We start from the raw sequence: 13,359 nt of genomic DNA on the forward strand, positions 1-13,359 counted from the left end.
CCGGCGCACTTCCCGAACGAGGGCGGAGGCACGACAGCTCGGAGGTTCGGTTCACCCCACCTCGAGCGGACGCGACACGCACGCGACACGGACGCGACGTCCGATTCCCGCCGGACGACGCGCTCGTGATCGCGGAGTCTGGAGAACATGCAGCAGACCACTGACGACCACAGCGTCGAGATCTCGCCCGCGATCCTCTACTTCGGCACGCCCGTCGTGCTCGTCGGCACGCGCAACGAGGACGGCAGTCCGCATCTCGCCCCGATCTCCTCCGTCTTCTGGCTCGGTCACCGGGCCGTGATCGGCCTCGGTGGCAACACCCACACCCTCGCCAACCTGCGCCGGGAGAGGGCCTGTGTGCTGAACCTGCCGTCCGTGGAGCAGGCCGACGCGGTCGACCGGATCGCCCGAACGACCGGCGCCTCTCCGGTGCCGGAGCGCAAGGTCGGCTGGGGCTACCGGCACGAGCGGGACAAGTTCGGCCTCGCCGGGCTCACGCCGGCGCCCGGCCGCAGCGTCGACGCACCCCGCGCGCTGGAGTGCCCGGTACAGATGGAGGCCGAGGTGGCGGCGTTCCACTCGCTCGCCGCGGACGACCCGGAGCGGCGCGGCCACGTCTGGACGGTCGAGCTGGAGGTGGTCCGGGTCCACGTGGCCGAGGAGATCCGGCTGCCGGGCCACGCGAACCGGATCGACCCGGACCGCTGGCGGCCATTGATCATGAGCTTCCAGCAGTTCTACGGGCTCGGTCCGCAGGTGCGGCCCTCGCGCCTGGCGGGTATCGAGGAGGAGCTCTACCGGACGCCGTCACGGGTGCCCTCCAGCGTGGGCTGAGGGTCCGCCGGGTGGCAGCATGTGCGGTGACGCTCCGGCACATGCGAAAGAAGGACAGCGCGATGAAGTTTCTGATGCGCGAGCGGGTCTTCGGTATCGGCGACGACCACTGGATCACCACCGAGCACGGCGACAAGGCCTACCTCGTCGACGGGAAGGCGCTGCGCGTCCGCGAGACCTTCGAGCTCAAGGACCACCACACGGGTGAGATCGTCGCGGTGATCAAGAAGAAGCTGATCTCCGTCCGCGACACCATGGTGGTCGAGCGCGACGACCACCGCATCGCGACGGTCAAGAAGAAGCTGATCACCGTCTTCCGTGACAAGTACCTCGCCGAGCTGGAGGGTGAGGTCGGCGGCGGCGAGATCGAGGTGCACGGCAACTTCACCGACCACGAGTTCACCATGGAGCGCGACGGGCGTCGGATCGCCCAGGTCAGCAAGAAGTGGTTCTCGGTCCGGGACACCTACGCGATCGACGTCGCCGACGGCGAGGACATCCCGCTGCTGCTCTCCGTCGCGGTCTGCGTGGACCATCTCCACGCCGAGGAGCACCCGCACGAGGTCTGAGGCAGGAGCCAGGAGGACACTCGTCAAAGGTTGAGTGGAATAGACTCAACTTATGTCATGCTTGAAAAAGCAGACATAGGCGAGCCCGGCGCGACCGGCGAGGAGGACCGAACACACGTGGATGCCAGCAAGCTCACCACCAAGGCCCAGGAGGCCCTGTCCGCGGCTATCCGGCAGGCGTCGAGCGCGGGCAACCCGGACGTGACCCCGGTCCACGTCCTCCTCGCCCTGCTGGAGCAGCCCGAGGGCATCGCCCGGCCGCTGCTGGAGGCGGTCGGTGCCGACCCGGCCCGCCTGCGCGGCGCCGCCGAGCGGCTCGCCCGCGCGCTGCCCAGCGCCCAGGGCTCGACGGTCGCCGCGCCGCAACTGGCGCGGCAGACCGTCGCCGTCCTGAACGAGGCCGCCGCCCGCGCCGCCGAGCTGGACGACCAGTACGTCTCCACCGAGCACCTGATGGTCGGCCTCGCCGCGGAGGGCGGTGCGGCCGCCGACGCGCTCAAGGCCGAGGGCGCCACCGCCAAGCGGCTGCTGGAGGCGTTCAAGGAGGTCCGCGGCAGCGCCCGGGTCACCTCCGCGGACCCCGAGGGCAGCTACAAGGCGCTGGAGAAGTACGGCACCGACCTCACCCAGGCCGCCCGCGACGGCAAGCTCGACCCGGTCATCGGCCGCGACCACGAGATCCGCCGCGTCGTGCAGGTGCTCTCGCGCCGCACCAAGAACAACCCGGTGCTGATCGGCGAGCCCGGCGTCGGCAAGACCGCCGTCGTCGAGGGCCTGGCCCAGCGCATCGTGGCCGGCGACGTGCCGGAGTCGCTGCGCGGCAAGCGCCTGGTCGCGCTCGACCTGGGCGCGATGGTCGCCGGCGCCAAGTACCGCGGTGAGTTCGAGGAGCGGCTCAAGGCCGTCCTGAACGACATCAAGTCCAGCGAGGGCCAGGTCATCACCTTCATCGACGAGCTGCACACGCTCGTCGGCGCGGGCGCCGGGGGCGACTCCGCGATGGACGCGGGCAACATGCTCAAGCCCATGCTGGCCCGCGGCGAGCTCCGCATGGTCGGCGCGACCACGCTGGACGAGTACCGCGAGCGGATCGAGAAGGACGCCGCGCTGGAGCGCCGCTTCCAGCAGGTGCTGGTCGGCGAGCCCAGCGTCGAGGACACCATCGCCATCCTGCGCGGCCTCAAGGGCCGCTACGAGGCCCACCACAAGGTGCAGATCGCGGACGCGGCGCTGGTCGCGGCCGCCACCCTGTCCAACCGCTACATCACCTCCCGCTTCCTGCCGGACAAGGCCATCGACCTGGTCGACGAGGCCGCCTCCCGGCTGCGCATGGAGATCGACTCCTCCCCGGTCGAGATCGACGAGCTGCAGCGCTCCGTCGACCGGCTGCGGATGGAGGAGATGGCACTGTCCAAGGAGTCCGACGCCGCCTCGGTCGATCGGTTGGACCGGCTGCGGCGCGACCTCGCGGACAAGCAGGAGCAGTTGGGCGCGCTGACCGCGCGCTGGCAGCAGGAGAAGAGCAGCCTCAACAAGGTCGGCGAGCTCAAGGAGCGCCTCGACGGGCTCCGCGGCCAGGCCGAACGCGCCGAGCGCGACGGCGACTTCGGGACCGCCTCGCGGCTGATGTACGCGGACATCCCGGCCGCCGAGCAGGAGCTCGCCGAGGCCCAGGACGCGGCCCGCACCGAGTCCACCACCTCGTCCATGGTCAAGGAGGAGGTCGGCCCGGACGACGTCGCCGACGTCGTGGCGTCCTGGACGGGTATTCCGGCGGGGCGCCTGCTGGAGGGCGAGACAGCAAAGTTGCTGCGGATGGAGGACGAGCTCGGGCGGCGCCTGGTCGGCCAGCTGCCCGCCGTCCAGGCCGTCTCCGACGCGGTCCGGCGCGCCCGCTCCGGCATCGCCGACCCGGACCGTCCCACCGGCTCGTTCCTCTTCCTCGGCCCGACCGGCGTCGGCAAGACCGAGCTGGCCAAGGCGCTGGCGGACTTCCTCTTCGACGACGAGCGGGCCATGGTCCGCATCGACATGAGCGAGTACAGCGAGAAGCACAGCGTGGCGCGGCTGGTGGGTGCTCCCCCCGGCTACGTCGGCTACGAGGAGGGCGGCCAGCTCACCGAGGCCGTCCGGCGCCGCCCGTACACGGTGGTGCTGCTGGACGAGGTCGAGAAGGCCCACCCGGAGGTCTTCGACATCCTGCTCCAGGTCCTCGACGACGGCCGGTTGACCGACGGCCAGGGCCGGACGGTGGACTTCCGCAACACCATCCTGATCCTGACCTCCAACCTGGGCTCGCAGGTTTTCAATGAGCCCAGCCTGGTGGACCCGACGGTGGCGGACGCCGTCAAGAAGGACCGCGTCCTGGACGTCGTCCGGGCGTCCTTCAAGCCGGAGTTCCTCAACCGCCTCGACGACATCGTGGTCTTCGAGCCGCTGTCCACGGCCGAGTTGGGTCGCATCGTCGACCTCCAGGTCGCCGCCCTGGACCGGCGTCTCGCCGACCGACGGATCACCCTGGACGTCACCGAGGCCGCCCGTGACTGGCTCTCCCTCACCGGCTACGACCCGGCCTACGGTGCCCGCCCGCTGCGCCGCCTGGTCCAGTCGGCCATCGGCGACCAGCTCGCCCGCGCGATCCTGGCCGGCGGCGTCCGCGACGGCGACACCGTCCTCGTCGACGCGGACGAGGGCGCGGACCGGCTGACGGTCACCCGCAAGGACTGACCCCACCCGCGTTCGGCGGAGTATGACGGAGGGCGGGAGGTGACGTGTGGTCATCTCCCGTTCTCTTGTGGCCGCTGGGGAGCTCGGCGATGCTGGTGCGCGGCGGCGTCGACGGACCTGAGGGTCCGACGGCGCCCGCAGCATGTCGCACCGCCGAGGTCCCAGGGCTCCGATCGGTGCCTGCCGCGGCGGGCGCGCCGAGGGGGGTCCTCTTCATGTCCTCGTCGTATCCCTTGCTGCCGCCCGCCGGCTCCCCGGCCCGGGCCTTACGGCCGGTCCGGCGGTCCGCCCGGGCGCTGACAGCGGTGCTGGGCCTTGCCGTCGCCGGGGCGCTGGGCGGCGCCGTGCCGGCCGCTGCGGCCCCGTCCCCGGCGGGCGGTGTGCCGACCGCCTACGTGGCCGACGCCGGGGCCGACGCGGTCTCCGTGGTGGACGTCGCCACCGGCGCGGTCAAGGCCACCGTCGCGAGCGTCGGCTACGACCCGCAGGGCGTCGCTGCCGCACCCGACGGCGGCCACGTCTACGTGCCCAACATCGGCTCCAACAATCTCGCCGTCATCGACACCCGCACCAACACCCTCGCGGCGGAGGTCCCCGTCGGCTCCAGCCCCACCGCGGCCGTCGTCAGCCCGGACGGCTCCCAGGTCTACGTGGCGAACCTCGGCACCGACACGGTCTCCGTCCTCGCCACCGCGACCGACACGGTGATCGGCACGATCCTGGTCGGCTCCGGCCCGGACGCGCTCGCGGTGAGCCCCGACGGCGGCACGCTCTACGTCGCCGACAGCGGCTCCGGCGGCGCCCTGTCGGTGGTCTCCACCGCGACGGACACGGTGACCGCGACGCTGCCGACGAGCGGGGTCCCGGTGGCCCTCGCCCTGACGTCGGACGGCTCCCGCCTCTACCTGGCCGCCCAGGGCTCGACGACCGTCTCCGCCGTCGACACCGCCACCGACACGACGACCGCGTTCGCGGTTCCCGCCGCCCCCTACGCCTTGGCACTCGGCCCGGACGGCTCCCACCTCTACCTGGCGGACGGTCCGGCCAACAGCGTGGCCGTGCTGGACACCTCGACCGGGACCAGTACGACGGTCCCGACCGGGGCCGGCAGCAATCCGCAGGGCGTCGCGGTGACTCCGGACGGCACCCGGGTGCTGGTCACCGACCTCGGCGCGGCGTCCGTCACCCGCCTCGACGCGAGCACCGGCCAGGTGGTGGGCACCACCGCGGTCGGGTCGGCCCCGGCCGGCCTCGCCGTGGCCCTCACCGTGCCCGCCCCCGTGGTCACCGGCGTCAGCCCGGCCTCGGGCCCGCCCGCCGGCGGCACCACCGTCACCGTCGCCGGCAGCCACCTCGCCGGTGCCACCGCCGTGGACTTCGGCCCGGGTAACGCCGCCACGTCCTTCTCCTGCACCGACCAGAGCTGCACCGCGGTCTCCCCGCCCGGCACCGTCGGCACGGTGGACGTCCAGGTCACCACCCCGGGCGGCACCAGCGCCACCACCGCGGCCGACCACTTCGGCTACGCCGCCGCCGACGCGGGCGTCAGCCTCACCGCCACCCCCCACCCGGCCCTGCTCGGCGGCTCGATCGTCTACACGGTGACGGTCACCGACCACGGCCCCTCCGCGCTCACCTCGGCCACGGTCACCGCCCAGCTGCCGGTCCCGATGGCGGCGTCCTCCTCCGACTGCACGGTCAGCGGGCGCAGTGTCACCTGCTCCGTCGGCGCCCTGGCCGTCGGCGCGAGCACGACCCGCCAGTTCACCGTCCCGGTGGGCCTGCTCACCCTGGGCCTGCCGTACGCGGTGACGGCCGCCCGCACCGCCTCGACCCCGGTCGACCTGAACCCGGCGAACGACACCGCGAGCCGCAGCTGCACCGTGGTGACCTCGCTGCTGATCAGCTGCTCATGACCCGTAGGGCACACGACAGGGCCCCGCACGCGTCCGCGTGCGGGGCCCTGTCGTTCCGGGCGCGGGCTAGAACAGGCCCCAGTCCCCGCCCCATCCGGCGCTGACCTCACTGCGCGCACGGAAGGTCCCGCGGCCGGTGCCGTCGTACCGCCACAGCACCCCGGCGCCGTCCACGGCGAGCAGGCTGCCGTAGCCGGAGCCGGTCAGGTCACCGGTGCCGACCAGGTGGGTGTAGCCGTTCCAGCCGCCGCCGATCCGCACCCGCGCCGCGAACCTCCCGTTGCCACGGCCCGCGTAGAACCAGAGCGTGCCGGAGGTGTCGCGGGCGACCAGGTCGTCGTGGCCGTCCCCGTTCAGGTCGCCGGGGCTGGCGACGGCGGTGTAGCCGGCCCAGCCACCGCCGCCGTGCAGACCAGGGCCGAGCGTCTTCTGCCGGGCATCCGCGTGATCGTCCCCCACCCTTTCCCACCCCGGGAAGCCCGACGCGTTCGCGCACGGAGTGAGCGGATCCTAGCCACAGCTGTGGACACTGGGCGCAGCACCCCCGGGTGAGGCAGGATGAGGGACGGCAAGCCGTAATCCCCCGAAGGGAAACCCCTGTCGTGACCATCGACCCGTCCGCCATCCCCAACTTCGGCGGGCAGCCCCAGCAGCCGCCGACGCCGCAGGGTCCGCCGCCGGTGATCATTCCGGACGCGGAGCTGGTCAAGCAGCTGCTGGACCAGATGCAGCTGAAGCACGGCGAGGACGCCGAGGGTGACGTCGTCGCGCCCTGGGAGGAGTTCCAGGTCTACTTCATGTTCCGCGGCGAGCAGAAGGAGCTCTTCGCGGTCCGTGCCTTCTACTCCCACGCGCACGAGCTCGCGGCCAAGACCGCGCTGCTGGAGGCGCTGGACGAGTGGAACCGCGAGACCCTGTGGCCGAAGGTCTACACCCAGACCACCGACGAGGGTCAGCTGCGCGTCGTCGGCGAGACGCAGATGATCGTCGGCATGGGCGTGAACATCAACTACTTCGCGGCCATGGTCGTGAACTGGGTCCAGGCCTCCGTGACCTTCAACCAGTGGATCAACGAGCGTCTCGGCCTGGTCAAGGCCGTCGACGACGAGGCCGCCGAGGGCGGCGAGGGCGGCGCCGAGGGTGACGGCGACTCCGCCGAGTCCTAATCTTGACCTTTGCTTTACATGACGCCTGCAACCGCTTGCGTAGGGTTCGGTCTCTCTGGACGTGTTGAGTACGTCCGGTGGTGACGATGTGACGCGAGCGGAGCAGGTGGCGTGGTGGGGCGCGTAGCGCGGTTCAAGAGCGGGATCGGTATAGCACTGCTGGCGGGCGCGGTCGCGTTCGGCGCCAGCGGCTGCGGGGGCTCGGCCTCCGCGACGTCGGCCAAGGGGTCGGCCTCGCCGGTCGCCGGTGGCGCGAGCGCCTCGACCAGCGCGAGCGCCAGCCCGTCGGCGAGCCCCTCGCCGACGCACCCGGCCGGTCCACCGCTGCAGCTGGACACGATCTACCCGCTGGACGGCGAGACCGTCGGTGTCGCGCAGCCGATCTCGATCGTGTTCACGCACTCGGTCGCCTCCTCCGCCCGCAAGGCCGTCGAGCAGGCGCTCAAGGTCACCACCTCGTCGCCGATGACCGGCGCCTGGCACTGGTTCTCCAGCACGCGCGTCGACTGGCGCCCGCAGAGCTACTGGCCGTCCGGCACCAAGGTCTCCGTCAACGCCGACCTGAACAACGTGGGTGACGGCAACGGTCGTTGGGGTACCCACGACTACCACCACAGCTTCACCATCGGTGCCGACGTCGAGGCCAAGGTTGACGCGCCCGGCCACTCGATGAAGGTCTACAAGAACGGCTCGCTGATCAAGTCGATGCCGATCGACGCCGGCAGCCCGACCTTCCCGTCCTGGGACGGCACGATGGCCGTGATCGACAAGCAGGCCGAGGTCCGGATGACCTCCTGCAGCGTCGGCATCAGCTGCGACAAGAGCAGCCCGAACTACTACGACATCACCCTGCCCTGGGACGTCCACCTGACGACCTCCGGCACCTACGTGCACTACTCCACCGGCGACCCGTGGCCGGGCCACAGCTACGGCTCGCACGGCTGCGTGCACCTGTCGCTGTCCGACTCCGAGTGGTTCTACAACCTCGTCCAGCCCGGCGACCCGGTCACCATCACCGGCTCGCCGCGCGGCAACACCCCCGGCGACAACGGCTACGCGGCGTTCACGCTGAGCTGGTCCGACTGGCTGTCCGGCAGCGCCGCGGGCGAGCTGCCGACGACCGTCGGCTGACGCCGACCCCCACACACGTCACGGCCGGTGCGGCGTCGCACCGGCCGTTCCGTTTGCGCCCGCGTGCGGCTGGAGTGCCGTGTACTGACGGCGCAGCGCGGCGGTGACGGGCGAGTCGACGCCGTGCCGGGCCTCCGCGGTGCGCAGCGCGCTGCCGAGCAGGCCGAGCGCCTGGCTGATCCGCCCGGCGCCGAGCAGCCGCCGCGCCTCGTCGACGGTGGCGGCGAGCAGCGCGCCCTCCGCGTCGTGCGACGGCACAGCCTGGGACGGCACAGCGGGTGACGGCACAGTCCCGGGCGGCGGGACGGGCGCGGGCACGGGGGTGGCGGGCTGGGCGGGCACGGCGGGCAGGGGCCCCGGCCCACGGTCCGGCCACGGGGCGAACGGAAGCCGGAACGGACGCGTCGGATCGCAGAGCGCGGCGCCGCCTGTTCCTGCCGTCGGCGTCGGCAGCAGCGGGGCCAGGGCGTGGTAGAGCGCGGTGGCGTCGGCCGGGCGCTGGGCCGGGTCCTTCGCCAGCAGCCACAGCACCAGCGCCTCCAGTGCGGGCGGCAGGTCCGGGCGGACCGTCCGCAGCGGCGCGGGCGCCTCGTGCAGATGCCGGTGGAGCGTGCCGAGGGCTGACGAGCCCTCGAACGGCACGGCCCCGGTGAGCAGTTCGTACAGCACCGCGCCGAGCGAGTAGAGGTCGCTGCCCGGTCCGACGGCGCCGCCCATCGCCTGCTCGGGCGACATGTAGGCCGGGCTGCCGACAGGGGAGCCGGTCATGGTGACCCGCGTCGTGTCCGCGCCCAGCACGGCCGCGACGCCGAGGTCGAGGGCGACCAGCGTGCCGTCGTGGCGGAGCATCAGATTGCGTGGCTTCAGGTCCCGGTGGACGACACCCGCCTCGTGGACGGCCGCCAGGACGGGACAGAGCTGCGCCGCCACCGCCACCGCCCACGGCCACGGATAGGGGTCGTTCTCGGCGAGGTGGTCGGCCAGGTCCGTGCCGCGCACGTACTGCATGACAAGGTAGAGCTCGTCCGCGTCGGTGCCGGCGTCGTGCACGGTGACCAGGCCCGGATGCCCGACGCGCGCGGTCACCCGCGACTCCCGCTCGAACCTGCGCCGCAACTCGTCGGCGTGCGTGCTGCCGGGCGCGGAGGCCCGCAGCAGCTTGACCGCCACCTCGCGGCCGAGCAGCAGGTCCTGGGCTGACCACACCTGGCCCATCCCGCCCTGGCCCACGAGTGCGGTCAGCGCGTACCGGCCGCCGACCGTGCGGCGCCCGTCCGGGGCGGCGATCACGGCGCGGACCGCTCGTGGCGGTGCAGCAGCGCGCTCAGCTCGTCCAGCTCCGCCTGGACCTGCCCGAGGGGGACGATCGGCGGTGCGTAGGGCGGTGCATAGGGCGGCGCGTAGGCCGGTGCGAAAGCCGACGGCGCGTGGGGCGGCGGCGCGTACGGGTGACCGTACGGCTGGGGGAGCGGCTCGGGCGGCCTGCGCAGCTCGGCGACGAGGAAGTAGACGGTCGAGCCTGCGGCGAGCAGGAGCAGGGTGGCCATCCCGACGTCCATCTGCAGGTCGTCCTCGTTGGGCGCGGTGCCGACGGTGACGAAAGCCCCGAAGGACAACAGGATCGTGAAGGCGAGGGCCACCCAGTCCCACGCCCGGCGCCGGACGAGCGCGGTGCGGATCAGCGGCACCCAGGACAGGATGCCGATGGTGCCGATGGGCACGCACGCGAGGAGCCCCCGCAACACGAAGAGCCCTACGCGGGCCGCGGTGATCGGCCGCGGCGGCGCGGCCGGACCGGGGCGGTCCAGGTGGCCGCCGAAGGCCGTCGGCGTGCCCGGGTACGCCGGGAACGCCGGATACGCCGGGTGCGGCGGCGGGTAGGAGGGGACCGGCTGAGCCGACGGAGGGGCGGACGGAGGGGCCGGCGGAGGAACTGGCGGCGTCGGGCCGTACATGCGCAGCTCCAGGGCTCGGGCTCAGGTCGTCGGTAGCGTACCGCCGCTCCCGCCCTGCTCCGGAAGCCCTTGGACCCGGTCGGAGGCTGCGCGCCTCACCCCAGGCCCGCGGGACCGCCCTCCGCGAGTCCGTCGTACAGGCCCTGTGCGAACTGCTCGCCCAGGCGCGTGGCTTGGCGCAGCGCCTCCTCGAACTCCGCGACCGCACGGAATCGCGTGCCGTAGCGCTGCTGCTCGGCCAGTGGCAGCCGGGGGAGTTGGAGACGGCGTGCGTCGAGGCGGGTGGAGGTGCCCGTGAACGTGGACGCCTGACGGCTGTTGGCGGTGGAGCGCAGGAAGCCGGCCAGGAACCAGGGGTCGACCGCGTCCGGCTCCGGGCGGAGCAACTGCAGGCCGCGCCCCAGCGGCGCCCCTGCCTCGGCCTCCGTGACGACCCGGACGCCACCGCCCTCCTGGCCCTCCTGGCCCAGCACGGGGACCAGCACGTCACCGGCCCGGGTCCGGGGCGGTTCCTCGCCCGCCGCCGCGGCCGTGAGCAGGGTGAGCGCCCCGGCCCGGGCGAGCTCGCCGACGCTGGTCGAGGGCCGGCCGCCCGAGCGCCCGCCGCCGGTCGCCGCCTCGACGGCCGCACCGGTCGCGGGCAGCCGTGAGGCGTTCTGCAGCGCGGCTGCGAGCTGTTCGCGCAGCTGGTCCAGGCCGAGGGCGCCGCCGCCGACGGCGGCGGGCGGCAGGTGCCGTGCGGGCGTCAGGTCGACCTCCTCGTCCAGCAGGTCCACGACCGGCACGAGGCGGCTGACGCCGGGGCGGTCGGTGCCGGTGCCGGTGCCGGTTTCGGCGTCTGCGCGGGTGTCTGCACCGGTCCGACCGTGGGGCAGGTCCACCGTCCGCCAGGCGTCCAACGCAGCCTCGCGCGCCTCCGGCCACGCCAGGCTGCCGGTCTCGACCAGCAGCAGCCCCGGCGACGCGGCGGAGCCGGCGCCCTGCGGGCGGCGCAGCACCCACAGGTGCAGCGGGATCCCGTACGGCGGGGCGACGCCGGCCGGCAGCGCGATGACCGCCCGCAGCGCGCCGCGCCGCAGCAGGTCGGCGCGGATCCGGCGCCCGGAGCGGCGGGACGCGGCGGCCGGCGGCATCAGCACCACGACCGTTCCGCCCTCGCGGGCGTGGGCGAGCGCGTGCTGCACCCAGGCGAGTTCGGACTCCGTGCGTGGCGGCAGGCCGTACTCCCAGCGGGGGTCGTAGGCGAGCTCCTCGTGGCCCCAGTTGCGCTCGTTGAACGGCGGGTGGCACAGCACGACGTCGGCGCCGGGCGCGTGCGGCGGACGGTCGAAGGCGTCCGCCCGGAGGGAGTCGCCGGTCCGCACGTCGACCCAGCCGCGACGTGGCCCCGGCCCGTCGGCGGTGACCGCAGCGGCCCGCGTGCCGTCCGTGGCCTTCGTGCCGTCCGTGCCGTCCGCGCTCTCCGCCTCGGAGGTGTCCTCGGCGAGGGCGAGGCGGAGGTCGGCGAGGGCGGCGAGCTCGGGGTCGGCGTCCTGGCCGCAGAGGCGGGCGTCCGGACTGATGCCGCGCGCCGCGTCGAGCAGCCCACCGAAACCGCAGGACGGATCGAGGACCTCGGCCGCGGGGCCGCCCAACTCGGCCATCAGCGAGGCCGGTTCGGGAGGCGTGAGGGCGTACTGGCGGGAGACGGAGTCCAGGTGGCGGCCGAGCAGGAAGCGGAAGGCGCCGGCGGGGCCGAGCTCCTCGGCCAGCTGCAGGCCGGTGGTCAGCAGCGGGTTCTGGGCCGCGCCGGGGTCGGGGCCGAGGGTGAGCGCCGCGCCCAGGCGGATCAGCGCGGCGGAGGGGCCGAGCGGGTACTGCTCGATCTGCTGCCAGGCGCGTTCACGCAGGGGCACCTGGGTGAGCTTGCCCTGGGCGCGCAGCCACCTCTCGACCTGGGCGAGGTCGAAGGTCGGGCTGCTGGCGGAGCCGCCGACGGGCTTGGGGAAGTCCGGGTGGCGCCGCCGCCAGTTGCTCACCGCGGCCGGGCCCACGCCGGCCAGCCGGGCGATGGCCGTGGCCGTGACCTCGGCGGACGCGTGCTGGGATCCGGCCTTGCGCTGCTGGGCCATCGTGGCGCCTCCGTTCGGGATCCCCCCGTGGATCCGCGGCGATCATACACACGTCGACCCGACTTCACGCTTCACACACGAGGCGCGTGTTGACTGACTTAACAGCGCATGCTGTGATTCTCTCGCTGCACAGCCGAGTGATCCGGTTCCGGTTCACCGCGTGTGCTCTGCCCTGCCACCCCCTTGCCTGGAAGAGGCGTCCACCATGACCACGCACCTCCGTCGCGTCGCCGCTGCCGCCCTCTGCGCCGGAGCGGCCCTGGCCCTGACGGCCTGCTCCTCCGGCGGCGGTTCGACGGCGACCGCCGGCTCGGCCGCGTCGGCCGGGTCCGGCACGTCCGCCTCGGCCGCCGCCGATCCGACCGCCGGTCTGCCCAACGGCACCAAGCTGGCCGGATGGCTGCTGCCGGGGAGCGTCGTGCCCAAGCTCAAGGCCAACCCGAAGGTGGTCAACAACTCGGGCGACACGTTCGTGGAGCCGAGCGACACGCCGCTCACCAAGTCCAAGGCCTGCGACCTGCTCAACGGGACCACCTGGATGAACGCGGGCGGCCTCGGTCCGGCCGCCTTCGCCGGGACGGACTTCGACGACTCCTACGGCAACGAGTACTACCAGGAGCTCGACGCCTTCGAGGGCACCCGGGCCACCCAGGAGTTCGCCGGGCTGAGCAAGGTCTTCACGGAGTGCAGGACCTTCCCGATGACGACGGGCGGCGCCACCTACACGATGCACCTGAAGGTCAAGGAGCTGCCGGGCCTCGGCGACGAGGCCATCGAGGCCGTCGTCACCTCGCCGTCCCTGACGGGTGGCCAGACGATGGTGGCGATCCGCTCCGGCAAGGTCCTCGTGACCACCAGCTACAACGACCAGAGCGGCACCGGCGCGCAGGCGCTGACCCTGGCCCGCCGACTGCTCAAGAAGCTGCCCGCGGCGGCGGGCTGACCACCCC

At 73.2% G+C, this 13,359-nt stretch carries 10 protein-coding genes and 1 pseudogene; 7 read left to right on the forward strand and 4 right to left on the reverse strand.

Annotation, left to right across the window (positions count from 1 at the left end; genetic code table 11):
- Nucleotides 1-147: 147 nt before the first annotated feature.
- The 4 genes from BMY61_RS08375 to BMY61_RS08390 all read left to right on the forward strand — a co-directional run bounded on the left by BMY61_RS08375 (nucleotide 148) and on the right by BMY61_RS08390 (nucleotide 6,046).
- On the forward strand, nucleotides 148-834 hold the full coding sequence (locus BMY61_RS08375) for a flavin reductase family protein (protein WP_042453828.1): 687 nt from the start codon (nucleotides 148-150) through the stop codon (nucleotides 832-834).
- A gap of 41 nt (nucleotides 835-875) precedes the next feature.
- Nucleotides 876-1,403, forward strand: a complete 528-nt coding sequence (locus BMY61_RS08380) for an LURP-one-related/scramblase family protein (protein WP_075003808.1) — start codon at nucleotides 876-878, stop codon at nucleotides 1,401-1,403.
- Nucleotides 1,404-1,520: 117 nt separating this feature from the next.
- Nucleotides 1,521-4,130: an ATP-dependent chaperone ClpB gene (clpB, locus tag BMY61_RS08385; protein ID WP_042453824.1), complete on the forward strand. Its 2,610-nt coding sequence runs from the start codon at nucleotides 1,521-1,523 to the stop codon at nucleotides 4,128-4,130.
- Between the two features lie 215 nt (nucleotides 4,131-4,345).
- On the forward strand, nucleotides 4,346-6,046 hold the full coding sequence (locus BMY61_RS08390; RefSeq protein WP_161791305.1) for a YVTN family beta-propeller repeat protein: 1,701 nt from the start codon (nucleotides 4,346-4,348) through the stop codon (nucleotides 6,044-6,046).
- A gap of 66 nt (nucleotides 6,047-6,112) precedes the next feature.
- Here BMY61_RS08390 and BMY61_RS08395 read toward each other — a convergent pair whose 3' ends face one another.
- Nucleotides 6,113-6,505, reverse strand: a complete 393-nt coding sequence (locus tag BMY61_RS08395; RefSeq protein WP_052439101.1) for an FG-GAP repeat domain-containing protein — start codon at nucleotides 6,503-6,505, stop codon at nucleotides 6,113-6,115.
- A 143-nt stretch (nucleotides 6,506-6,648) separates the two neighbouring features.
- Between BMY61_RS08395 and BMY61_RS08400 the strand changes: the two genes are divergently transcribed.
- Nucleotides 6,649-7,212: a type III secretion system chaperone family protein gene (locus BMY61_RS08400; protein WP_042453822.1), complete on the forward strand. Its 564-nt coding sequence runs from the start codon at nucleotides 6,649-6,651 to the stop codon at nucleotides 7,210-7,212.
- A 111-nt stretch (nucleotides 7,213-7,323) separates the two neighbouring features.
- A complete protein-coding gene (locus BMY61_RS08405; RefSeq protein WP_169791882.1) occupies nucleotides 7,324-8,343 on the forward strand; it encodes a L,D-transpeptidase in 1,020 nt (339 codons plus the stop codon).
- Between the two features lie 75 nt (nucleotides 8,344-8,418).
- Here BMY61_RS08405 and BMY61_RS08410 read toward each other — a convergent pair.
- From BMY61_RS08410 to BMY61_RS08420, 3 genes and pseudogenes are all read right to left on the reverse strand, one after another.
- Nucleotides 8,419-9,633 (reverse strand): annotated as a pseudogene (locus BMY61_RS08410) (serine/threonine-protein kinase); the annotation flags it as partial.
- The gene (locus tag BMY61_RS08415) at nucleotides 9,630-10,298 is read right to left on the reverse strand and encodes a hypothetical protein (protein WP_052439099.1); all 669 of its coding nucleotides are present in this window, start codon (nucleotides 10,296-10,298) and stop codon (nucleotides 9,630-9,632) included. The gene BMY61_RS08415 and the pseudogene BMY61_RS08410, both read right to left, overlap by 4 nt.
- Nucleotides 10,299-10,393: 95 nt before the next feature.
- Nucleotides 10,394-12,409 (reverse strand): N-6 DNA methylase, encoded by a 2,016-nt coding sequence (locus BMY61_RS08420; RefSeq protein WP_075003809.1) that lies wholly within the window; start codon nucleotides 12,407-12,409, stop codon nucleotides 10,394-10,396.
- 205 nt (nucleotides 12,410-12,614) lie between these two features.
- On the opposite strand from BMY61_RS08420, the gene BMY61_RS08425 reads away from it, so the two are divergent.
- The gene (locus BMY61_RS08425) at nucleotides 12,615-13,352 is read left to right on the forward strand and encodes a hypothetical protein (protein WP_042453821.1); all 738 of its coding nucleotides are present in this window, start codon (nucleotides 12,615-12,617) and stop codon (nucleotides 13,350-13,352) included.
- Nucleotides 13,353-13,359: the final 7 nt, after the last annotated feature.

Origin of the sequence: Streptacidiphilus jiangxiensis (assembly GCF_900109465.1) — a bacterium.
GTDB classification, from domain to species: Bacteria; Actinomycetota; Actinomycetes; order Streptomycetales; family Streptomycetaceae; genus Streptacidiphilus; species Streptacidiphilus jiangxiensis.

Bases quoted from the DNA above. Each gene is read 5' to 3' on its own strand.
- BMY61_RS08380 (WP_075003808.1), top strand. From the start codon at position 876: ATGCGAAAGAAGGACAGCGCGATGAAGTTTCTGATGCGCGAGCGGGTC.
- BMY61_RS08415 (WP_052439099.1), bottom strand. From the start codon at position 10,298: ATGTACGGCCCGACGCCGCCAGTTCCTCCGCCGGCCCCTCCGTCCGCC.
- BMY61_RS08420 (WP_075003809.1), bottom strand. From the start codon at position 12,409: ATGGCCCAGCAGCGCAAGGCCGGATCCCAGCACGCGTCCGCCGAGGTC.
- BMY61_RS08390 (WP_161791305.1), top strand. From the start codon at position 4,346: ATGTCCTCGTCGTATCCCTTGCTGCCGCCCGCCGGCTCCCCGGCCCGG.
- BMY61_RS08375 (WP_042453828.1), top strand. From the start codon at position 148: ATGCAGCAGACCACTGACGACCACAGCGTCGAGATCTCGCCCGCGATC.
- BMY61_RS08425 (WP_042453821.1), top strand. From the start codon at position 12,615: ATGACCACGCACCTCCGTCGCGTCGCCGCTGCCGCCCTCTGCGCCGGA.